Annotated in this window: 21 protein-coding genes; 12 read left to right on the forward strand and 9 right to left on the reverse strand. The window is 63.7% G+C overall.

Going from position 1 to position 19,755, the window contains the following annotated elements; all coding sequences use genetic code 11:
• Window positions 1-16: 16 nt before the first annotated feature.
• Together nrdR and C3E77_RS06545 are read left to right on the forward strand one after the other, a co-directional pair.
• Complete coding sequence (gene nrdR / locus C3E77_RS06540) at window positions 17-505, forward strand: transcriptional regulator NrdR (RefSeq protein ID WP_108390889.1); 489 nt, start codon at window positions 17-19, stop codon at window positions 503-505.
• Window positions 506-516: 11 nt separating this feature from the next.
• Entirely contained in the window at window positions 517-1,545 is a 1,029-nt protein-coding gene (locus C3E77_RS06545) for a quinone-dependent dihydroorotate dehydrogenase (protein ID WP_108393146.1), read from the forward strand.
• A 43-nt stretch (window positions 1,546-1,588) separates the two neighbouring features.
• On the opposite strand, the gene C3E77_RS06550 is transcribed toward C3E77_RS06545, so the two are convergent.
• Window positions 1,589-2,182: a DUF3043 domain-containing protein gene (locus C3E77_RS06550; protein WP_108390890.1), complete on the reverse strand. Its 594-nt coding sequence runs from the start codon at window positions 2,180-2,182 to the stop codon at window positions 1,589-1,591.
• A 39-nt stretch (window positions 2,183-2,221) separates the two neighbouring features.
• Between C3E77_RS06550 and C3E77_RS06555 the strand changes: the two genes are divergently transcribed.
• The 5 genes from C3E77_RS06555 (at window position 2,222) to C3E77_RS06575 (ending at window position 7,382) form a co-directional block, all read left to right on the forward strand.
• Window positions 2,222-3,652 (forward strand): dipeptidase, encoded by a 1,431-nt coding sequence (locus tag C3E77_RS06555; protein ID WP_472428188.1) that lies wholly within the window; start codon window positions 2,222-2,224, stop codon window positions 3,650-3,652.
• A 130-nt stretch (window positions 3,653-3,782) separates the two neighbouring features.
• Window positions 3,783-4,151 (forward strand): HesB/IscA family protein, encoded by a 369-nt coding sequence (locus C3E77_RS06560; RefSeq protein WP_108390891.1) that lies wholly within the window; start codon window positions 3,783-3,785, stop codon window positions 4,149-4,151.
• 173 nt (window positions 4,152-4,324) lie between these two features.
• A complete protein-coding gene (ctaC, locus tag C3E77_RS06565; RefSeq protein ID WP_108390892.1) occupies window positions 4,325-5,227 on the forward strand; it encodes an aa3-type cytochrome oxidase subunit II in 903 nt (300 codons plus the stop codon).
• Between the two features lie 2 nt (window positions 5,228-5,229).
• On the forward strand, window positions 5,230-6,960 hold the full coding sequence (gene ctaD / locus C3E77_RS06570) for an aa3-type cytochrome oxidase subunit I (protein ID WP_108390893.1): 1,731 nt from the start codon (window positions 5,230-5,232) through the stop codon (window positions 6,958-6,960).
• Window positions 6,960-7,382 carry a cytochrome c oxidase subunit 4 gene (locus tag C3E77_RS06575; protein WP_108390894.1) on the forward strand — a complete coding sequence of 141 codons (423 nt, stop codon included), beginning with the start codon at window positions 6,960-6,962 and terminating at the stop codon, window positions 7,380-7,382. The genes ctaD and C3E77_RS06575 overlap by 1 nt, the downstream gene beginning before the upstream one ends.
• A 196-nt stretch (window positions 7,383-7,578) precedes the next feature.
• On the opposite strand, the gene C3E77_RS06580 is transcribed toward C3E77_RS06575, so the two are convergent.
• Genes C3E77_RS06580 through ctaE form a run of 5 tightly spaced genes read right to left on the reverse strand, consistent with a single transcriptional unit; the run spans window position 7,579 to window position 12,841 of the window.
• Window positions 7,579-8,565 carry a putative RNA methyltransferase gene (locus tag C3E77_RS06580; protein ID WP_335583240.1) on the reverse strand — a complete coding sequence of 329 codons (987 nt, stop codon included), beginning with the start codon at window positions 8,563-8,565 and terminating at the stop codon, window positions 7,579-7,581.
• Window positions 8,566-8,589: 24 nt separating this feature from the next.
• Window positions 8,590-10,215 (reverse strand): cytochrome bc1 complex cytochrome b subunit, encoded by a 1,626-nt coding sequence (gene qcrB / locus C3E77_RS06585; RefSeq protein WP_108390896.1) that lies wholly within the window; start codon window positions 10,213-10,215, stop codon window positions 8,590-8,592.
• Window positions 10,212-11,294 (reverse strand): cytochrome bc1 complex Rieske iron-sulfur subunit, encoded by a 1,083-nt coding sequence (gene qcrA / locus C3E77_RS06590; RefSeq protein WP_108390897.1) that lies wholly within the window; start codon window positions 11,292-11,294, stop codon window positions 10,212-10,214. Before qcrA ends, qcrB begins: the two co-directional genes overlap by 4 nt.
• 42 nt (window positions 11,295-11,336) lie before the next feature.
• Window positions 11,337-12,152, reverse strand: a complete 816-nt coding sequence (qcrC, locus tag C3E77_RS06595) for a cytochrome bc1 complex diheme cytochrome c subunit (RefSeq protein ID WP_108390898.1) — start codon at window positions 12,150-12,152, stop codon at window positions 11,337-11,339.
• Between the two features lie 20 nt (window positions 12,153-12,172).
• Window positions 12,173-12,841: an aa3-type cytochrome oxidase subunit III gene (ctaE, locus tag C3E77_RS06600; protein WP_108390899.1), complete on the reverse strand. Its 669-nt coding sequence runs from the start codon at window positions 12,839-12,841 to the stop codon at window positions 12,173-12,175.
• Window positions 12,842-12,944: 103 nt separating this feature from the next.
• On the opposite strand from ctaE, the gene trpD reads away from it, so the two are divergent.
• The 5 genes from trpD (at window position 12,945) to C3E77_RS06625 (ending at window position 16,922) form a co-directional block, all read left to right on the forward strand.
• A complete protein-coding gene (gene trpD / locus C3E77_RS06605) occupies window positions 12,945-14,012 on the forward strand; it encodes an anthranilate phosphoribosyltransferase (protein ID WP_108390900.1) in 1,068 nt (355 codons plus the stop codon).
• Between the two features lie 115 nt (window positions 14,013-14,127).
• Complete coding sequence (gene dhaK, locus C3E77_RS06610; protein WP_108390901.1) at window positions 14,128-15,129, forward strand: dihydroxyacetone kinase subunit DhaK; 1,002 nt, start codon at window positions 14,128-14,130, stop codon at window positions 15,127-15,129.
• Window positions 15,130-15,187: 58 nt separating this feature from the next.
• Entirely contained in the window at window positions 15,188-15,841 is a 654-nt protein-coding gene (gene dhaL / locus C3E77_RS06615) for a dihydroxyacetone kinase subunit DhaL (protein ID WP_108390902.1), read from the forward strand.
• Window positions 15,838-16,566 (forward strand): dihydroxyacetone kinase phosphoryl donor subunit DhaM, encoded by a 729-nt coding sequence (dhaM, locus tag C3E77_RS06620; protein ID WP_108390903.1) that lies wholly within the window; start codon window positions 15,838-15,840, stop codon window positions 16,564-16,566. Before dhaL ends, dhaM begins: the two co-directional genes overlap by 4 nt.
• A 65-nt stretch (window positions 16,567-16,631) precedes the next feature.
• Window positions 16,632-16,922, forward strand: coding sequence for a hypothetical protein (locus C3E77_RS06625; protein ID WP_162924931.1), 291 nt, complete (start codon window positions 16,632-16,634; stop codon window positions 16,920-16,922).
• Between the two features lie 62 nt (window positions 16,923-16,984).
• On the opposite strand, the gene C3E77_RS06630 is transcribed toward C3E77_RS06625, so the two are convergent.
• The 3 genes from C3E77_RS06630 to C3E77_RS06640 all read right to left on the reverse strand — a co-directional run bounded on the left by C3E77_RS06630 (window position 16,985) and on the right by C3E77_RS06640 (window position 19,582).
• Window positions 16,985-18,586 (reverse strand): thioester domain-containing protein, encoded by a 1,602-nt coding sequence (locus tag C3E77_RS06630; protein WP_162924932.1) that lies wholly within the window; start codon window positions 18,584-18,586, stop codon window positions 16,985-16,987.
• 222 nt (window positions 18,587-18,808) lie between these two features.
• The gene (locus C3E77_RS15390) at window positions 18,809-18,958 is read right to left on the reverse strand and encodes a hypothetical protein (RefSeq protein WP_158270231.1); all 150 of its coding nucleotides are present in this window, start codon (window positions 18,956-18,958) and stop codon (window positions 18,809-18,811) included.
• A gap of 174 nt (window positions 18,959-19,132) precedes the next feature.
• A complete protein-coding gene (locus C3E77_RS06640; RefSeq protein ID WP_146188044.1) occupies window positions 19,133-19,582 on the reverse strand; it encodes an Hsp20/alpha crystallin family protein in 450 nt (149 codons plus the stop codon).
• Window positions 19,583-19,755 lie beyond the last annotated feature (173 nt).

Here is a 19,755-nt window from a genome sequence, read left to right on the forward strand (position 1 = left end):
AGCCGGAGTAGTCATCATGTTCTGTCCTTTCTGCCGTCACCCTGACTCCCGCGTCATCGACTCCCGCACGAGCGATGATGGCCTCTCCATCCGGCGGAGACGGCAGTGCCCGGAATGCGGCCGTCGTTTCAGCACAACCGAAACAGCGAGCCTTAACGTCATCAAACGCAGCGGGGTCGTTGAGCCCTTCTCGCGCGACAAGGTGGTCTCGGGAGTGCGCAAGGCGTGCCAGGGACGGCCGGTGACCGACTCTGACCTCGCCGTTCTGGCGCAAAAGGTGGAAGAGTCGATTCGGCAGACCGGAACAAGCCAGATCGATGCCAACGAAATCGGCCTCGCCATTCTCACGCCGCTCCGGGAACTCGACGAGGTCGCCTACCTCCGCTTCGCCAGTGTGTACCAGGGGTTCGACTCGCTCGAGGATTTCGATGCGGCGATCGCGTTGCTCCGCGTTGAGCACGCATCCGACACTGCCGACGACGCTCGCGACGCCGTCGAGCGGTGACGGCGCCGGCGATGTATCAGTTCTTCTTCCGTACCGTCCTCTCGAAGCTTGACCCTGAGGTCGCCCACCATCTGGCATTCGACGCGATCCGGTTTCTCGGCAACCGGCGGGTGGCTGCTGCGCTTGGGCGCACGACGGCGCCGAGCGCCGATCTCAGCGTGTCCACGCTCGGACTGACGTTTCCCACACCGTTCGGCGTTGCTGCCGGGTTTGACAAGGACGGTGAGGCAGTCCTCGGGCTCGGTGCACTCGGATTTGGGCACGTCGAGGTCGGGACTCTCACGGCACACTCGCAGCCAGGGAACCCGAAACCGCGCCTGTTCCGACTCGTGCCGGACCGTGCGGTGATCAACCGGATGGGGTTCAACAACGGCGGCGCGGCTGAGGCGGCAGAGCGGCTCGCGCACGTGCGTCGCGCCAGGAACCGCCCGGTCCTCGGGGTGAACATCGGAAAAAGCCGCGTTGTGTCTGTCGACAACGCCGTCGACGACTACCTGACGAGCACCAGGCTTCTTGCTCCGGTCGCGGATTACCTCGTCGTCAACGTCAGCTCTCCGAATACGCCGGGTCTTCGCGGACTTCAGGAGCTCGACAGGCTGGCGCCTCTGCTTGCCGCCGTCAAGACCGCCGCCGGAGACACACCCCTTCTCGTCAAGATCGCTCCAGACCTCAGCGACGACGAGGTGGCCCGGATCGCGGAACTCGTGGTCTCGACCGGCCTCGACGGCATCATTGCGACGAACACCACAATCTCCAGGGAGGGCCTCACGACGGACAGTGCCGTGGTCGAAGCCGCCGGGGCTGGCGGGCTTTCCGGAGCGCCCCTCGCGAAACGTTCGCTCGAGGTGCTCCGTCTGATCAGGCGCGTCGTCCCGGACTCGATGTGCGTGATCTCGGTCGGAGGGGTCTTCACCGCGCGCGACGTCCAGGAGCGCATCGACGCCGGCGCAACCCTCGTCCAGGGCTACACGGCGTTCCTGTACCTCGGACCGTTGTGGGCTCGCCAGATCAACCGGGCTCTTTCCGCGCTTCGGGCCTGACAAAAAACCGCCCCACCGAGAGGGTGAGGCGGTTTCAGGAAGATCAGGCGGGGTAGTCACCGCGTTTGACCTGCGGCTTGGGAAGGCGAAGGACGCGCAGCTGCAGTGCGCGCATCCCGGCGTACCAGCGCACGCCGCGTTCGACGTTGTCCGTACCGAACTTGGCGCGGAGCTTCTTGCGGATGACGGTCCCCATCCAGAAGCAGTCGATGAGCGCGATGAGGAAGAACGCCCAGAGCGCCAGCATTCCGTACACCTGAACCACGGGGGACGGGATGAAGGTGAGGATGATCACGACGAACATCACGGGAATGAGGAATTCACCGATGTTGAAGCGGGCGTCGACATAGTCTCGAACCCATCGCTTCTGCACGCCCCGGTCCCGCTGCGGGAGGTACCGCTCGTCTCCTGCAGCCAGGCCGATTCTGGCCTTCTCGCGGGACTCCGCGAGTTTGGCGCGGGCGGCCAGCTTCGCTTCCTTGCGATCGCCTGGCACGAGGGGACGCTTGTTGAGGGCTTCCCGCTCCTTGCGCGTCGGGGTGGGCCTGCCCTTGCCAGCGGCGGCGATACGTTCCGCGGTCTGGTCGGGGGTTTCGATGATGGGCTCGGCTGTCGAGCGTGGGGTGTGTTTGGTCACTGTGGGTCCTAGCGCTGGATACCTCTTAAGATTACCTGCATGACCTCCGACTCCGAAAACATGTCTACCTCGCTCACAGCAATCGATTCCGATATTCACACAGCCGTCTCCGGGGGGATGCCGTCTGCGATCGCGGACCTTTCCGACCTCGTACGCATTCCGAGTGTGTCCTGGGCGGCATTCGACCCGGCTCATGTGCGGGCGAGCGCTGAGGCGGTCGCTGCGCTGGCGGAGGGGACGGGACTGTTTGACGTTGTCGAGGTCAAGCAGGCGCCGATCGATGAGTCGTCAGAACTTGGCCAGCCGGCGGTGCTCGCCACCAGGAAGGCGCGAAACGGTGCTCCCACCGTCCTGCTCTACGCTCACCACGATGTTCAGCCTCCCGGCAAGGATGACGACTGGGACTCGAAGCCGTTCGAGCCGACGGTGAAGGGCGACAGGATTTATGGTCGCGGTGCCGCCGACGACAAGGCGGGCGTAATGGCACACATCGCATCGCTTCGCGCGCTCAAGGCGGTGCTCGGCTCGGACTTCGACCTCGGCCTCGCACTGTTCATCGAGGGGGAGGAGGAGTTCGGCTCCCGCTCCTTCGCCAATTTCCTCACCCACAATCGTGAGGCGCTCACCGCAGACGCCATCGTCGTCGCCGACTCCAACAACTGGGACGAGGTGACCCCCGCCATCACGGTCGGCCTGCGCGGTAACGTCACGTTCCGTCTGACCGTGCGCACTCTCGAGCACGCCTCTCACTCCGGCATGTACGGGGGAGCGGTGCCCGACGCGATGCTCGCGACCATCAAGCTCCTCGCTTCGTTCTGGGACGAGGCCGGATCGGTCGCCGTCGAGGGCCTCACGAGCTATTCCGGCGAGACCCCGGACTACTCCGAGACGCAATTGCGCGAGGAGACCGGCCTGCTGCCCGGCGTATCGCCCCTCGGAACCGGAACGATTCTCTCGCGCATCTGGAACCAGCCATCGGTGACCGTGACGGGAATCGATGCTCCAAGCGTCGCGAACGCGTCGAACACCCTCTCGCCCGTCGTCTCGGTCAAGGTGAGCGCGAGAATCGCGCCAGGGCAGAATGCGACAGACGCGGAGCGGGCAATTCGCGCCCACATTGCAGCACACACACCGTTCGGCGCTGAGATCGAGATCGACGATCTCGATCTCGGTGACCCATTCCTCGTCGACGGTTCGGGCTCGATATTCGGCGAAGCCAAGCGGGCGATGAAGGATGCGTGGGGCACAGACGCCGTTGAACTCGGTGTCGGCGGCTCGATTCCATTCATCGCGGACCTCGTGCGGGTGTTCCCGGCGGCCGAGATCCTGGTCACCGGTGTCGAAGATCCGCACTCGCGGGCACACAGCCCCAACGAGTCTCTCCACCTTGGTGTCTTCTCGCGGTCCGTGCTCGCGGAGGCTCTCCTGCTTGCCCGCCTGAATGCGGGCTCACACACCGCAGGGCGCTGAGCGTCGCGACCAGGGTTGGCCGGGTCACCCGGAGAACCCGGATGGCCCCTGTCACAGCGATTGCGCGGTTGCGGGGATTACACTGGGGCCAGATGTGTAACGACAGGTCAGTCCACTACCGAGGAGAGTCATGAGCGACACAACGCTGACATCCACCATGCCGCAGCCCGCCACCCACGGGGTAGGCCTCAGCGATACCGCTGCCGCCAAGGTGAGGAGCCTCCTCGAGCAGGAGGGCAGGGACGACCTGCGGTTGAGGGTCGCCGTTCAGCCCGGCGGCTGTTCCGGGCTCATTTACCAGCTTTACTTCGATGAGCGCGTGCTCGACGGCGACGCGACAGCCGATTTCGGTGGCGTCGAAGTTATCGTCGACAAGATGAGCGTTCCCTACCTTGACGGTGCCTCGATCGACTTCGAAGACACCATCCAGAAGCAGGGATTCACCATCGATAACCCGAACGCCGGCGGAAGCTGCGCGTGTGGAGACAGCTTCCACTAAGCGAATATTCAGCAAATCGTGCAGGGGACACGCCACGTGTGGCGGGTCCCCTGCTTCTTTTAACCGGGGTCCACCGGCGGAATTCGCGGTGCCACGGCCCAATTGGTCGAGAGCGGTGGCGTCAATCGGGCTAGACTGAAAGCTGAAATAACACTGTCATCGAAAGGTCCCAGGTGCGCTCGAATCGTCGACTCCGATGGGCTGCTATACCGGTTGCCATCACGCTTGCCGTGGTTCTGGCCGGCTGTACCCAGGCCGAACTTCACGGTTATCTTCCAGGATTCCTGGAGGGTGAACCGCCCGTAACAAACAACACAGAGCGTGTTGCCGGTCTGTGGGTGACCTCATGGATAGTCCTTCTCGGCGTCGGTCTTCTCACCTGGGGACTCACGCTCTGGGCAATCATCGTTTACCGCCGGCGCAAGGGCCAGACCGGCCTGCCCGTCCAGATGCGCTACAACATGCCGATCGAGATCTTCTACACGATCGTGCCGCTGATCCTCGTCCTCGGTTTCTTCGCGTTCACCGCGCGTGACCAGGAGATCATCGAGACTCAGTTCGAAAACCCGGACGTCGAAATCCAGGTCTTCGCGAAGCAGTGGGCGTGGGACTTCATCTACACGGATGCCGTTGACGGCGAAGACGTGTGGTCCGTTGGCATCCAGGCTCAGGAAGAAGAAGGCGCCCCAGCGGGCACCATCGACCAGGAGCAGCTGCCGACCCTGTATCTCCCCGTTGGTGCTGACGTCAAGATCGCGCTCGAGTCGCGCGACGTCATTCACTCGTTCTGGGTCATCGACTTCCTCTACAAGAAGGACATGTTCCCCGGTGCAACCAACTACATGTCGATCACGCCTCAGCGTGAGGGAACCTACGCGGGCAAGTGCGCCGAGCTCTGTGGTGAATACCACTCGCTCATGCTCTTCAACGTCGAGGTCGTTGACCAGGAAACCTACGATGAGTACGTTCGCGGGCTCGCTGAAGAAGGCAACGTCGGCGACTACGGCTCCGAGTACGACAGAAACAGCAATCTGCCAGGCGTAGACGCGCCCGTCCGAGAAGGAGAGGGCGAATAATCATGGCTACTACTATTGAGCTTCCCGCCGGACAGGCTCGGGTTGTCAACAGCACCCGCGTCGAGAAAAAGGGAAACGTCCTGGTCAACTGGATCACATCCACTGACCACAAGACGATCGGGTACATGTACCTGATTGCGTCCTTCGTGTTCTTCTGCATCGGCGGCGTGATGGCACTGATCATCCGCGCACAGCTCTTCGAACCGGGCCTCAACCTGCTCGAGACGAAGGAACAGTACAACCAGCTGTTCACGATGCACGGAACGATCATGCTGCTCATGTTCGCGACGCCGCTCTTCGCAGGCTTTGCCAACGTGTTGATGCCCCTGCAGATCGGTGCACCGGATGTCGCGTTCCCGCGACTGAACGCCTTCGCGTTCTGGCTTTTCCTCTTCGGCAGCCTCCTCGCAATCGGTGGCTTCCTCACCCCTCAGGGTGCGGCATCCTTCGGCTGGTTTGCGTACGCGCCGCTGTCGAGCACGACCTTCTCTCCCGGCGTCGGTGGAAACCTCTGGGTTCTCGGCCTCGCGCTCTCGGGCTTCGGAACGATCCTCGGTGGTGTGAACTTCATCACGACGATCATCACGATGCGTGCCCCCGGCATGACGATGTTCCGGATGCCGATCTTCACGTGGAACACGCTCGTCACCTCACTCCTGGTGCTGATGGCGTTCCCCGTGCTCGCCGCTGCGCTGTTCGGCCTCGGTGCTGACCGCGTCTTCGACGCCCACGTGTACGACCCGGAAAACGGGGGAGTGATCCTCTGGCAGCACCTCTTCTGGTTCTTCGGCCACCCAGAGGTGTACATCATCGCGCTGCCGTTCTTCGGAATCGTCAGCGAGGTCTTCCCGGTCTTCAGCCGCAAGCCGATCTTCGGGTACAAGACCCTTGTCTACGCGACGATCTCGATCGCAGCACTGTCGGTCACGGTGTGGGCTCACCACATGTACGTCACCGGCTCCGTCCTGTTGCCGTTCTTCTCGCTGATGACAATGCTCATCGCTGTTCCCACCGGTGTGAAGATCTTCAACTGGATCGGCACCATGTGGCGCGGATCGGTGACATTCGAGACGCCCATGCTCTGGGCTATCGGCTTCCTCGTGACGTTCACCTTCGGTGGACTCACCGGTGTGATCCTCGCGTCGCCTCCGCTGGACTTCCACGTCTCTGACACCTACTTCGTCGTCGCCCACTTCCACTACGTCGTCTTCGGCACCGTGGTGTTCGCGATGTTCAGTGGGTTCTACTTCTGGTGGCCCAAGTGGACCGGCAAGATGCTCAACGAGAAGCTCGGTTACTGGCACTTCTGGTTGCTGTTCATCGGGTTCCACACCACGTTCCTGATCCAGCACTGGCTCGGAGTGATGGGTATGCCGCGTCGCTACGCGACCTACTCGCCGGAAGACGGCTTCACCTGGATGAACCAGCTGTCGACCGTTGGTGCCATGATTCTGGCGCTCTCGATGCTGCCGTTCTTCCTCAACGTGTACATCACGGCCCGCAAGGCGCCGAAGGTCACGGTCAACGACCCGTGGGGCTACGGCGGATCGCTCGAGTGGGCGACCTCCTGCCCGCCGCCCCGTCACAACTTCACGTCGATCCCGCGGATCCGCTCCGAGCGGCCCGCCTTCGACCTGAACCACCCCGAAGCGGGTATCCCGGTCGGTGTCGGTCCTGCCAAGGACGCACCAGATGCTCCGACCTATGACCGTTCCGAAGGTGAAGTGAAGTAATGAAGGCTAACGTCAACCTCTTCTGGATCCTCGCGGTTTTCTTCGCGTTCATCACGGGCGTCTACGTTTTCTGGAGTCTGACCGATCCGGGATACGGCACCATCGAATGGGCAGGAACCACTGCGCTTGCGCTGTCGGCCATCCTGGCGACGTTCGTCGGCTTCTACCTGAGCCGGGTGCACCGCCACCAGGGTGGAGAACTGCCGGAAGACACCCTGACCGCGAACATCGATGACGGTGACCCTGAACTCGGTCACTTCGCGCCCTGGAGCTGGTGGCCGATCATCATGGCCGCCGGTGGCGCGCTGATGATGCTCGGTCTCTCGATCGGGTTCTGGATCTCGTTCATCGCTGCACCGCTTCTGCTCATCGCGATCGTCGGGTGGACCTACGAGTTCTACCGCGGCTTCCACGCCAGGTAGATACGTCCGCACTGCACTACGCAGAAGGGCCACACACAGAAATGTGTGTGGCCCTTTTGCGTACCCGAGAACGGATGATGCACCGGCACGTGGGCGATGGAGACTCACCGGCCGGCTCCAGCACAAGATCACGCGGCGCGGCACAACGCGGCCGGCACTCAGGGCGCCTCTACGGCACTCAGGAGCGCCGACCAGGTTAGGCGGTATCGGACGCCTCGACGGCCGGCCGTCGACGATACGTGAGCACGGTGACGGATGCCGTCACGCGGCGGGACTCCGCCTGGGCCGCGTCGGGCGTCTCAGAGTCGTGCCGCGCGACGCCTGGCTGTTCCGCTGTGCTGGTCGGGGACTCCGTATGGTGCGCCGAGGGGCCCATCCCGATCAGTGCGTCGAGCTCGACTGACGTGAGCTGCATCTCGAACTCGACGAGGGCCCGGTTCTCCTCGCTGAACCAGGGCGACGCGGCATCCGTCAGCGCCTCTGGCTTGCCGTCGGGGATGCCGATGGCCCGGCCCTCGGCCCTGATCTCCTGCAGGTGCCGCGTTGTCGGCACGACCGCGACCAGGAAACCGCCGGCGTCGAGCACGCGCGCGAACTCCGGCAGGTTGCGCGGCGCGAACACGCTGAGGATACCTGCTACCGATTCGCTGAGAAATGGGAGTGGCTGCCACACGTCGAGCACGACGCCACCGGCCGACCCAACGGCGCGCACGGCCATCCGGACCGCGAAGGGCGAGAGGTCAGCGGCGACGGGAAGGATATCGTTCGATCCGGCGCCCGTAAGGCCGGCTACGGCTCGGGACAGGTAGAAACCCGTGCCACAGCCCAACTCGGCGATCCGGGGCAGCCAGGGGGCGTCAGCGCCCGCAGCAGCTGGGGCTGTGGGATCGGTGGTGCGGGACGCCCACGCGTCGACAGTGGCCGAGGCGACGGCATCCGCGATCGGATCAAACGCACCCGTCTCGAAGAAGCGTGCCCTGGCATCGAGCATCTGCTGGCTGTCGCCGGTGACGCGGGTCGATGCAGGCAGCAAGGAGACGTAGCCCCGCTTGTTGACGTCGAACCGATGCCCGGCGTCACACCCGATCACGAGATGATCGACGGGGGACAGGCGGCGTTCCTCTGCCCGCTGGGAAAAGCAGAACGGGCAACGAAGCCCCTCCGCCAAATGTCGGAGAGTCAACGTTGCCCGTTCGTGAGTAGTGATTTAGTGCTGGTCGCCGTGCGATGACTCGATTTCAGTCCTCGACACTGGCGCGATGCGGTCTTCGAAGAACCAGCGGGAGAACCCGGCGCGGAGCTTCTGTGCTGCCGTGATCTTGCCGCGAGCGTTCGGGCGGATCATGAGCGGCTTGTAGTCGTCGTAGCTCACGAGCTTCCAGCGCTCGTAATCGGACACGGGCTCGTGAACCTCGATGTACTCGCCACCGGGGAGGCGGACGATGCGACCGGACTCAAAGCCGTGCAGCGCGATCTCGCGGTCCTTCTTCTGGAGGCCGAGGCAGATTCGCTTGGCAACGAAGTACGCGATGACCGGACCAAGGAAGAGGAGCACCTGGAGCGTGCGGATGACGCCCTCCATCGTGACGTGGAAGTGCGTCGCGATGATGTCCGAGCTCGCCGCGGCCCAGAGGACCGCGTAGAACGTCACACCCGCTGCACCGATGGCGGTGCGGGTAGCGGCGTTGCGCGGACGGTCGAGGATGTGGTGTTCGCGCTTGTCGCCGGTGATCCACGCTTCGAGGAACGGGTAGAGCATGACGGCGACGATGAAGATGCCGATGACCGCGAGGGGCAGCAGGATCCCGAACGAGAAGGTGTGGTCGAACAACACCAGGTCCATGTTCGACGGGGCGAGGCGCAAGCCACCGTCGGCAAAGCCGATGTACCAGTCAGGCTGGGTACCAGCGGAGACCGGTGACGGGTCATACGGGCCGTAGTTCCAGATCGGGTTGATCGTGAAGAGCGACGCGATGAGCATGACGACACCGAAGACGATGAAGAAGAATCCGCCGGCCTTCGCCGCGTAAACGGGGAGGACGGGGAATCCAACAACGTTCTGCTCGGTGCGACCCGGGCCCGAGTACTGGGTGTGCTTGTGCACAACAACGAACAGCAGGTGGAGGGCGATGAACGCCAGCACCATCGCGGGAAGCAGCAGGATGTGCAGGGAGTACAGACGGCCCACGATGTCGGTTCCGGGGAACTCTCCACCGAAGAGCAGGTATGAGGTCCAGGTTCCGATCAGCGGGATGCCCTTGACCATGCCGTCGATGATCCTGAGACCGTTACCGGACAGCAGGTCATCGGGAAGCGAGTACCCGGTGAATCCTTCGGCCATCGCGAGGATGAAGAGTACGAAGCCGATCACCCAGTTGAGTTCACGCGGCTTGCGGAACGCACCGGTGAAGAAGATGCGCAGCATGTGCAGGCCGATGGACGCCACGAACAGCAGGGCGGCCCAGTGATGTACCTGGCGCATCAGGAGGCCACCGCGGATGTCGAAGGAGAGGTCGAGAGTCGACGCCATTGCGGCGCTCATCTCGACACCCTTCAGCGGGACGTACGAGCCCTCGTAGTGGACCTCGGCCATCGACGCCTGGAAGAAGAAGGTGAGGAAGGTACCGGACAGCAGGATGATGACAAAGCTGTACAGCGCGACTTCACCGAGCAGGAACGACCAGTGGTCCGGGAAGATCTTGCGACCGAGCTCCTTGACCGCTGTCGAGATGCTCGTGCGCTCGTCGAGGTAGTTGGAAGCCGCGGCGGTGAAACCGCCGGACTTCCTGGCTGGTGCCTTTTCAGTGTCGGCCGGGGCCGTGACGGTGTTCAATGACGCTCCCAGAAACTTGGGCCAACAGGTTCGTGGAAGTCGCTCTGTGCGACGAGGTAGCCCTCGTCGTCAACAGCGATCGGAAGCTGCGGAAGGGGACGGGCGGCCGGACCGAAGATCACGGCGCAGTGGTTGGTGACGTCGAACTGCGACTGGTGGCAGGGGCAGAGCAGGTTGTGCGTCTGCTGCTCGTACAGTGCGACGGGGCATCCAACGTGGGTGCAGACCTTCGAGTATGCGACGATGCCGTCGTACGACCAGTCTTTTTTATCGGGAGCCTCGTTGAGGTCCTCAGGCTTGAGGCGCATCAGGAGAACAATGGCTTTCGCCTTCTCCTCGAGGTAGCCCTCGCTGTGTCCGACGCTGGCGAGCGACTCAGGGATGACGTGGAAGACCGAGCCGACGGTGACATCGGATGCCTTGATCGGCAGACCCGACGGGTCACTGGCGAGGCGGTCGCCCTCTTTCCACATCGTGTGCTCGAGGAGGGTGACGGGGTTCTGACCTTCGGGAGCAAGCCCGCGGAACAGAACAACGGCGGGGAGCGGGAACGCGACGAGTGCACCGATGAGGCTGTTCCGGATGAGCGAGCGCCGGCCGAAGCCTGATTCTTCGTTCGCTTCCTGGAAGATCTCGACGGCACGTGCCCGCGTTTCGTCCGAACCGCGTACAGGGTGACGCATATCGACACCCTCGTGGTCGGCCATCAGCGCCTTGCCCCAGTGAACCGCTCCGATACCGAGCGCGAGCAGTGCCAGCGCGAGTCCGAGACCGATGAAGAGGTTGTTCAGTCGAACCGATTCGAGGTTTTCGGGTTCGATGGGGAACATCATGTAGGCGGCAATCGCCCAGATGCTTCCCGCTACCGACAGGTAGAAGAGGGTGTAGACGGTTCGTTCCGCCTGCTTTTCCTTCTTGGGGTCAAGATCCGTTACTCGCGGCCGGTGCGGGGGAAACCCCGGGTTGGCGATCGCGTCCGTGGCCACAACCGCCGTACCGACGGCAGTTTCAGTGCCGTGGCCGTGGTCTGACGAGTCGGCAGCGGCGAGTTCCGTGCCGCTGTTACCGTCCTGTGCCATTGTGCTCCTTCGTAGTTCTGCGCAAAGTCATTGCTGTGTTGCTTAGTTTGAACGCGCCGTGATCCATACGGTCAACGCGACGATTGTCCCGAGACCGAAGATCCAGATGAAGAGTCCTTCAGCAACAGGGCCGAGGCTTCCCAGGGCGTTTCCGCCGACGGTGGAATTCTCCTCGGTGAATTTGAGCGCAGTGATGATGTCGCGCTTGTCCTCCGGGGTGAGGTTCGCGTCATTGAATACCGGCATGTTCTGCGGGCCGGTCACCATGGCTTCGTAAATGTAAACGGGGTCAACACCGGTCAGGGGAGGGGCGTACTTACCCTCGGTCAGCGCTCCACCCGCGCCTGCAACGTTGTGGCACATTGCGCAGTTGATCCGGAAGAGCTCGGCACCATTGGCGGCGTCGCCATCGCCGTGCAGGAGATCTTCGTCGGGAATGCCGGGGCCGGGGCCCGTCGTCGCAACGTACTTCGCGAGGGCGAGGGTCTGCTCTTCGGTGAACTGCGGTGGCTTCTGCGGGGCCTGCGGGCCCTGCTGCTGCAGCGGCATCCGACCGGTTCCGACCTGGAAGTCGACCGATGCTGCGCCGACGCCGATGAGGCTCGGAGCGGCGTCGGTGCCCTCGAGGGCGAGACCGTGGCAGCTGGCGCAGTTGGCGTCGAAGAGTTTCTTTCCTTCTTCGACCGTTGCCGCTGTCGCAGCGTGCGAGGTTTCAGCGCTTGCCGTTGTCGTCGAGAACGCGGCGTACGCGCCCCCGGTGAACAGGAGGCCTGCGGCGATGAGCGCTGTGGTCGCCAGTGGAGAGCGGCGCCCTGTGTTCCGGCCCTTGCGGGGGGAGCTGGTGTGAGTCCTAAACATTCGCGTGAGGTCTTCCGGTTCTATTGCAGTACGTAAATGACGAAGAAGAGGCCGATCCAGACCACGTCGACGAAGTGCCAGTAGTACGAGACCACGATGGCGCTTGTGGCTTCCTTGTGACCGAACGTCTTGACGGCGAATGCGCGACCGATGACGAGCAGGAACGCGATGAGTCCGCCTGTGACGTGCAGACCGTGGAATCCGGTCGTGAGGTAGAACGCCGAGCCATACGCGTTCGACGAGAGCGAGACGCCCTCGCTGACGAGCGTGGCGTACTCGAAGATCTGGCCGGCGACGAAGATCGCACCGAGTGCATAGGTGAGGAAGAACCACTCGACCATGCCCCACTGGGACGGCTTCGGACCGACCGATCGCGGCCGCATCCGCTCAGCGGCGAACACTCCGAACTGGCACGTGAACGATGACGCGACGAGGATGATCGTGTTTGTCGTCGAGAACGGAATATTCAGGAGCGCTGTTTCGCTCTCCCACAGCTCTGGGGAAACAGAACGAAGGGTGAAGTAAATGGCAAACAGGCCGGCGAAGAACATTACTTCGCTGCCGAGCCACACAATGGTGCCAACGGCTACAGGGTTCGGCCTGTTGATCTTTTGGGCTTTCGCCGCGTAGTTCAATGAGGTGCTCGTCACTGTTCCATTATGGCCGATATCCGGGCGGCTGTTTCGCATTCGGAGCCTCTCAGGGGGAAGTGTTTAGTTAGGGAACCCTTACTTTTGGCCGGGAAAGTGCCGTGAATTCGCGTCGCTCGGGGTGCTCGGTAGGCTGGGAGTCATGTCTGATTCCGTCACGTGGCCGCAACTCCTCTCGACATTGCTGAACGGCGATGACCTCAGCGTGGCCGAGGCGACGTGGGCGATGGATGGCGTCATCAGGGGGACAGCGAGCCCCGCGCAAATCGCCGGGTTCCTCGTTGCGCTTCGCGCCAAGGGAGAGTCGGTCAATGAGATCGTCGGATTCCGGGATGCCATCCTCGAGCAGGCGGTTCCGCTCCCGGTCAATTCCATGGCGCTCGACATCGTCGGGACCGGCGGTGACCGCTTCGGTACGGTGAACATCTCAACGATGGCGTGTGTCGTTGTCGCCTCATCGGGAGTGCCGGTCATTAAGCACGGCAACCGCGCGGTCAGCAGCGTGTCCGGTGCGAGCGATGTGCTCTCGGCACTCGGGATCGACCTCACGCGCACCGCCGCCCAGGTGGCGTCTTCACTGCAGGACACGGGGATCACCTTCGCGTTCGCGTCCGCGTTCCACCCGGGTTTCCGTCACGCGGCGCCGGTCAGGGCGGCCCTCGGTATCCCGACGGTGTTCAACATCCTCGGACCGCTGTGCAATCCTGCCCGCCCCGAGGCATCCGCCGTCGGCGTCGCCCAGCTGGATCGGGTGCCCCTGTTTGTCGGCGTATTCCAGACCAGGGGAGCGACAGCGCTCGTCTTCCGCGGCGACGACGGGCTCGATGAGCTCACGACCACCGGTCACTCGCACATCTGGGAAGTCAGTCGTGGACTCGTGACGGAACACGACCTCGACCCGCGTGATCTCGGTATCCCGCTCGTGAAGATGTCGGAACTGGTCGGTGGCGACCCCGAACACAATGCAGGTGTTGTCCGCCGGGTGCTTTCCGGCGAGAAGGGCGCCGTCCGCGACATCGTGCTGCTCAACGCCGCTGCCGGCCTCGTTGCTTACCGTCTCGCCGAGGATCCTTCGCAGATGCAGGTCTCCATTCTCGACAGGTTTGCGGAACAGATGGAGGTGGCGCGGGATGCGCTCGACTCGGGGCGCGCTGCGGCAAAACTCGACGAGTGGGTTGCTGCGACGTCGGCCGACCCTCTCGGGTCCTGATGGCCCCTTACCTCGCTGGCTCTTCGGGGCTAGGTTGAGGTTCGGGCCGGTCTGACCCGCCGTCCGGCCGCGGAAGTAGCTCTTTCCGTCCTATTTGTCACCTGGAGAGATTTCAATGAAGAAGCTCATCAACGACCCGAAGAATGTCGTGACCGAAGCGGTCGCCGGTTTCGCTTCCGCCCACCCGGACATCGTGCGCGCGTCGGAAGACCCCCTATTCGTCGTTCGTGCTGACGCGCCTGTCGCGGGCAAGGTCGGCCTTGTTTCAGGCGGAGGAAGCGGTCATGAGCCGCTCCACGCCGGGTTCGTCGGCTTTGGAATGCTCGACGCCGCTGTCCCTGGTCCCGTGTTTACGTCGCCGACCCCCGATCCCATCGTGGCTGCAACGCACGCGGTGGACGGCGGTGCCGGAGTGCTTCACATCGTGAAGAACTACACGGGCGACGTTCTCAATTTCGAAACTGCCGCTGATCTCGCCGCGGCCGACGGGGTCGAGGTGCGGAGCGTCATCGTCAACGACGACGTTGCTGTACAGGACTCGCTCTATACCGCCGGTCGTCGCGGTGTGGCCGGGACCGTCCTGATCGAGAAGATCGCGGGAGCAGCTGCCCAGCGCGGCGACGCGCTCGATGACGTCGCTGCTGTCGCCGAACGGGTCAACGCCAATGTGAGGTCGATGGGCGTCGCGTTGACGCCGTGCGTGGTGCCACACGCCGGAGAGCCGAGCTTCGAACTGGCCGAAGACGAAATCGAGATCGGGATTGGCATCCACGGCGAGCCCGGCCGGGAGAGGATCACACTCGAACCGGCCGACCGCATTGTGGACCGTTTACTCGGGCCGATTATCGACGACGGTGGTTTCGCCACCGGGGACAGAGTGCTTCTGCTCGTCAACGGAATGGGCGGGACCCCGCTGGTTGAGCTGTATATCGTGTACCGGCACGCCGCTGAGGTGCTCGCGGGCAGGGGGATCGAGATCACGAGGTCGCTCGTCGGCAACTACACGACGTCGTTGGAGATGCAGGGCTGCTCGCTGACGGTGCTCAGGCTCGACGATGAACTCACCGAGCTGTGGGATGCTCCTGTCCAGACCGCTGCGCTCCGCTGGGGACGCTGACCCGCATCACCCGTGTCGCCGCAGCTGCGCCGGCCGGCAACCGACTGAAAGGAACGACATGGCTCTGGGAACCCCGTGGGCGCTTGACTGGATTCGAGCAAGCGCGGCAGTCATCGCCGAGCACCGCGCCGAGCTGATCACGCTGGATCGCGACATCGGCGACGGTGACCACGGCGAGAACATGGACAGGGGCTTCGCCGCCGTCCTCACGAAACTCGACGACCTTCCCGACGAAGCAACCCCGGGAGATGTACTGAAGCTCGTCGCGACGACGCTCATCTCCACGGTGGGCGGAGCCTCAGGGCCGCTGTTCGGAACCGCGTACCTCAAGGCGTCCGGCGCTGTCGGGTCGGCTCGAGAGCTCGATTCCGCTGCCGTCGTCTCGCTCCTGGGCGCTGCGCGTGACGGTATCGTCCTCCGTGGCAAAGCGGAAGTCGGCGACAAGACGATGATCGATGCCTGGACGCCAGCGGTTGATGCCGCAGCGGCCGCGGCGGCCGAGGGACAGGATGAAGCTGGAGTTCTCGCCGCCGCAGCAGAAGCGGCTGAACGCGGAGCAGAAGCGACGGAGCCGCTCGTCGCCCGAAAGGGCAGGGCAAGCTACCTGGGCGAGCGCGCGATCGGCCACCGCGACCCCGGTGCTCAGTCGACCGCCCTCCTGCTTCGGGCAGCCGCAACAACCGCTGCAGCGTCGACGGAGACGCCGTCGTGAGCGTTGGGCTCGTTTTTGTCTCACACAGCGCACTGATTGCCAGTGGCCTCGTGCAACTCGCGGGCCAGATGGCGCCGAACGTGTCCCTCGTTCCCGCCGGCGGCACCGACGATGACGGAATCGGAACCAGCTTCGACAAAGTCACCCGGGCGTTGGCACAGGCGGATTCGGGTGATGGGGTGGTGATTCTCTGTGATCTCGGCTCGGCCATCCTGACCGCGGAGACCGCTCTCGATTTCCTCGACGACGCCCAGCAGGCATCCGTTCGTATCATCGACGCTCCTCTCGTCGAGGGAGGGGTTGCTGCCGCTGTCGCCGCTCAGACCGGGGCTGACCTCGACGGTGTCGAGGCTGCCGCCCGGTCGGCGGTCGACGTTTTCGTGGCCTCTTCTTCCCCGACCAGGAACCGCGACGCTGACCGCGAGAGTGCCGCTCCTGCCGGCCTGACTGATGAGACCGCGACTGAGGGGGGCTACTCCCGGTCTGTGACGATCATCAATCGTGACGGGCTGCACGCCCGCCCTGCGGCGGACTTCGTCAAGCTCGCGAGCACCTTCGACACACCGGTCACGGTCAATGGCAGGGACGCGAAGAGCCTCCTTGCGATCATGGCGCTCGGTCTCCAGAAAGGAAAAGTCGCCGAGATTGCGACAGCGGATCCTCGCGGCCGGGACGCCGTCGATGCTCTCGCTGACCTCGTGGAATCAGGTTTCGGCGAGGCCTGATTGGCCACGCCGGACGTGCCGAATGGCAGCGTGCTTCCCGGCGGATGGGGCGTAGCATGTCAGCCATGACAACGCCGGAGAACGCCGAACAGAGTCCTGAGCGCAATAACGAGTCCGTCACGGAAGACGGGCATGGGTCCGACGCAGTGAGCGATATCGAGGCCGAGCGCGCTGCGGCGCCCTGTCCGGTCTGCGGTCATCCGATGAGTGAGCACGTCATCGACCACAGCACGTCGAACCCCATTCTCATCTGCCCGGCGCCGATCGATCACAACCGTATTCCGGAGACGACATCACCGCTCGATGAACTGGGCATGGAACGGCATCCGGCTCCGCCGCCCGCTCACAAGGACTGATCCTGTCACTGGCTGGTTCACGTGCCGGCCAGTGACAGGATCAGTCCTGTCAACCGCTCAACTCACTCGTGGGCTGCCCGCGTCCGGCGCCGCATCAAAGCCGATGCCAGCACGAGCAGCAACCCGCCGCCGACGGTGCTGCCTGCCAGCAGCAGGGGAAGGGCGGGCTCTGCTCCGGTGGCTGGGAGTCGGTTACCCTGCGACCAGCCGTCCGCTGCCGTCACGGTGTTGGTAAGAACCGCCTCCGCGACTGCGCCGGGGGCGATCGTCACCGTGACGTCTGCGGCGGGTTCCACCTCGATCGCGCTCGACTGCCCTGAGGTGCTCTCTGTGACTGTGCACTCTGTTCCGGCCGGCAGTTCAGCGTAGGCGCGGACATACTCTCCAGCGGGCTGGTTCGCCGGAATCACGAAGGAGTCACTCAGAACCTCCCCGCAGTCGATCAGCAGGACGATCTCGCCCTGGTTACCTGCCGCCGCGCCTGTGATCACCTTGGTGACCTCGAGTCCTCCCGGCTGAAACTCGACGGTGTTGGTGACGATCGCTGATGCGCCAGTCTCAGGCACTCCCACCTCGACCGGAGCGTCAGACGTCACGACCGCCACGGTGTTGGTACCGAGGACAGGTTCGGTCACGGAGCACGTACTCCCTGCCGGAATGTTCTCGAACTCGAACACCTCATCACTCGTTGTGCCACCCGGAATGTCCGCGGTGAATACGTAGCCTGGACCACAGTCGATGAGCAACTGGCTCGGGCCCTGCGTCCCCGCCGCGGCACCGACGAAGGACTTCTGAATGGTGAGCGCGCCGACCGCGAAGAAGGTGGCTGTTGCCTCAGCGGTCGCCTCGAGATCCGTGGTGGACGCGAGGATCAGCCGTTGAGCATCGGTGAAGTCAGGGTTGTTTCCGTCGTACAGGTAGACCTGGCCGGCGGGGACGGTGACGGCCGCCCGGGCAGAGAGCACCGTCTCGCTCGCGGCTCCGGCCGAATTCGTCACCCAGATCGATGTCCCGGATGCCACGGTGCCTGGATTCGCCAGGGGGACTGTTGCGGCGGCGTCGCTGAACATCTCGGAGCCGGCGGGAACCGACACAGTGAGCGAGGCGTCGTCCTGGGCCTCGACAACGAATGGCCCGGCGGGGGTACCGATCGGAGCGGCTGCGCTCGGCGGGGCTACTGTGACCTCCGGCGCAACGGGCTCAGCGGCGGGGCCGTTCGTTTGAGCATCTGCGACGATTGCTGCTGCTGCAGCCCGGATGTCGGCCTCGGCCGAACTCACGACGTATCCGTCGGTGAAATACCAGATCGCGGCCTGGACGGCCGTCGCTCGCTGGTCGTCGGTGAGGCCAGCCGGCAGGCTCGTTGCCGGGTAGTAGGTGTTGAGAATGTAGGTGACGTAACCGATGTTGGGAACGTTTGTCTCTTCCCACGTCCCGCTCTCGTAGCCGATACCGGTCTGGGTGGAGACCCGGAGGTTGATGCAATACATTTCTCCAACGAGGCTGGGGTCATCGATGCTTGCGGTGTTGATAATCCCCGCGAAGGTGCTGAGCGATTCATATCCCGCCGGGTCCGTGGTGGGGTATGGCGCCGCCGGGTCCTGGGTGATCGCCGTCGGTGGCTGAAAACCATCTATCGTGAGTCCCGCACCGGAGCCGGTCATATAGATGTCTGTGTTCGGACCGAACACAGGGTCGGCAATGGGCGACGGTCACTCACCCGCGCCTGGGCGGACGGGCTGGGTGCGAAGAACATGAGCCCCATGCACATTGCGAACGCAAGGGAACACAGCGCCAGCAACTTTGCGCGGAACGCGGCCCTGGGCGACGGGCGGAGTCGAGTGGAGCGCGGCGCATTCATGTGTACCTCGTTGTATGAGAGATTCTCAGGCGGAAGAGGGTCGTCGTCGCTCTTCAGGTGCCTCGGCCGGCCGCTGGGCGTGAACCACTTCGGTCACATCGAGCGGCTGCGTTACGGGGAGTTCCTGATCGTCTGGACCGATGAGAGCCGGACGGTGGATGACTGAATCGTTCATGGTGCTCCTTCGACGGGCCCCGGAATCCGGGGACGTCGGGTGATTCTCTCGTCAGCCATCCGTGCCCCGTAGAGTCGAACGTCATCCGCTGGTCGATACGAACGCCACAGCGCGGCCTCGCGTGAGCGCGGCCGCGCTGTGATTACGGACTGCCTCGTCTGGTGCTCGTTCCGCTCAGCCGTCCTTGTTCTCTCCGGAACCTTTGCTTCCGGAACCGATCGGAACCTGCCGGGGCGACGCGCCCTTTGACAGCGGGACGTTCACCGTGAGCACCCCTTTCTTGAACTCGGCCGAGATGTCCTGCTCCTCGGCCTGCTCAGGAAGAACGATCCTGCGATAGAAGCTGCTGCTGCTTTCCCGGAGGACGTATTTCTTTTTCTTGTCCTCGTCCTTCTCGTGGCGCTCCGCCTGAATCACGAGTGCACCCCTGTCGACATTCACCGTGATGTTGTCTTCGTCGAAGTTGGGCAGGTGCGCTTCCACAACGAGTGTGTCATCCCCTCGTGTGTACACATCCGTCGTTGGCAGCTTTCCGCGGTAGGCGCGCAGGATGCCATCCTCGAAGTCGCGGGTCAGCGCCTCCAGGCCAGCAAACGGATCGAAGCGCTCGAGACTGTTTTTCATGATGTCGCCTTTCAGGATCACCGCCGGCAATCCGATTGTGTGCTTTGTTCACGATGCGGACGAGGAAACCGCCTGGGTCGTCAGTTGCGCGTCCGAGGTGCCGAACGCGCGGCTCACGGTTCCGGCAGGTCGTGCGCACAGAAAACGCTCGCCTACCGAACCACGTGGGGCTA

This window comes from Mycetocola zhujimingii (assembly GCF_003065425.1).
GTDB lineage: Bacteria > Actinomycetota > Actinomycetes > Actinomycetales > Microbacteriaceae > Mycetocola_A > Mycetocola_A zhujimingii.

Excerpts from the sequence above, each read along its gene's own strand:
- nrdR (WP_108390889.1), top strand. The coding sequence starts at position 17 with ATGTTCTGTCCTTTCTGCCGTCACCCTGACTCCCGCGTCATCGACTCC.
- C3E77_RS06545 (WP_108393146.1), top strand. The coding sequence starts at position 517 with ATGTATCAGTTCTTCTTCCGTACCGTCCTCTCGAAGCTTGACCCTGAG.
- C3E77_RS06555 (WP_472428188.1), top strand. The coding sequence starts at position 2,222 with ATGACCTCCGACTCCGAAAACATGTCTACCTCGCTCACAGCAATCGAT.
- C3E77_RS06560 (WP_108390891.1), top strand. The coding sequence starts at position 3,783 with ATGAGCGACACAACGCTGACATCCACCATGCCGCAGCCCGCCACCCAC.
- ctaD (WP_108390893.1), top strand. The coding sequence starts at position 5,230 with ATGGCTACTACTATTGAGCTTCCCGCCGGACAGGCTCGGGTTGTCAAC.
- C3E77_RS06575 (WP_108390894.1), top strand. The coding sequence starts at position 6,960 with ATGAAGGCTAACGTCAACCTCTTCTGGATCCTCGCGGTTTTCTTCGCG.
- qcrA (WP_108390897.1), bottom strand. The coding sequence starts at position 11,294 with ATGGCACAGGACGGTAACAGCGGCACGGAACTCGCCGCTGCCGACTCG.
- qcrC (WP_108390898.1), bottom strand. The coding sequence starts at position 12,152 with ATGTTTAGGACTCACACCAGCTCCCCCCGCAAGGGCCGGAACACAGGG.
- ctaE (WP_108390899.1), bottom strand. The coding sequence starts at position 12,841 with ATGCGAAACAGCCGCCCGGATATCGGCCATAATGGAACAGTGACGAGC.
- trpD (WP_108390900.1), top strand. The coding sequence starts at position 12,945 with ATGTCTGATTCCGTCACGTGGCCGCAACTCCTCTCGACATTGCTGAAC.
- dhaK (WP_108390901.1), top strand. The coding sequence starts at position 14,128 with ATGAAGAAGCTCATCAACGACCCGAAGAATGTCGTGACCGAAGCGGTC.
- dhaL (WP_108390902.1), top strand. The coding sequence starts at position 15,188 with ATGGCTCTGGGAACCCCGTGGGCGCTTGACTGGATTCGAGCAAGCGCG.
- C3E77_RS06625 (WP_162924931.1), top strand. The coding sequence starts at position 16,632 with ATGACAACGCCGGAGAACGCCGAACAGAGTCCTGAGCGCAATAACGAG.
- C3E77_RS06630 (WP_162924932.1), bottom strand. The coding sequence starts at position 18,586 with ATGACCGGCTCCGGTGCGGGACTCACGATAGATGGTTTTCAGCCACCG.
- C3E77_RS15390 (WP_158270231.1), bottom strand. The coding sequence starts at position 18,958 with ATGAACGATTCAGTCATCCACCGTCCGGCTCTCATCGGTCCAGACGAT.
- C3E77_RS06640 (WP_146188044.1), bottom strand. The coding sequence starts at position 19,582 with ATGAAAAACAGTCTCGAGCGCTTCGATCCGTTTGCTGGCCTGGAGGCG.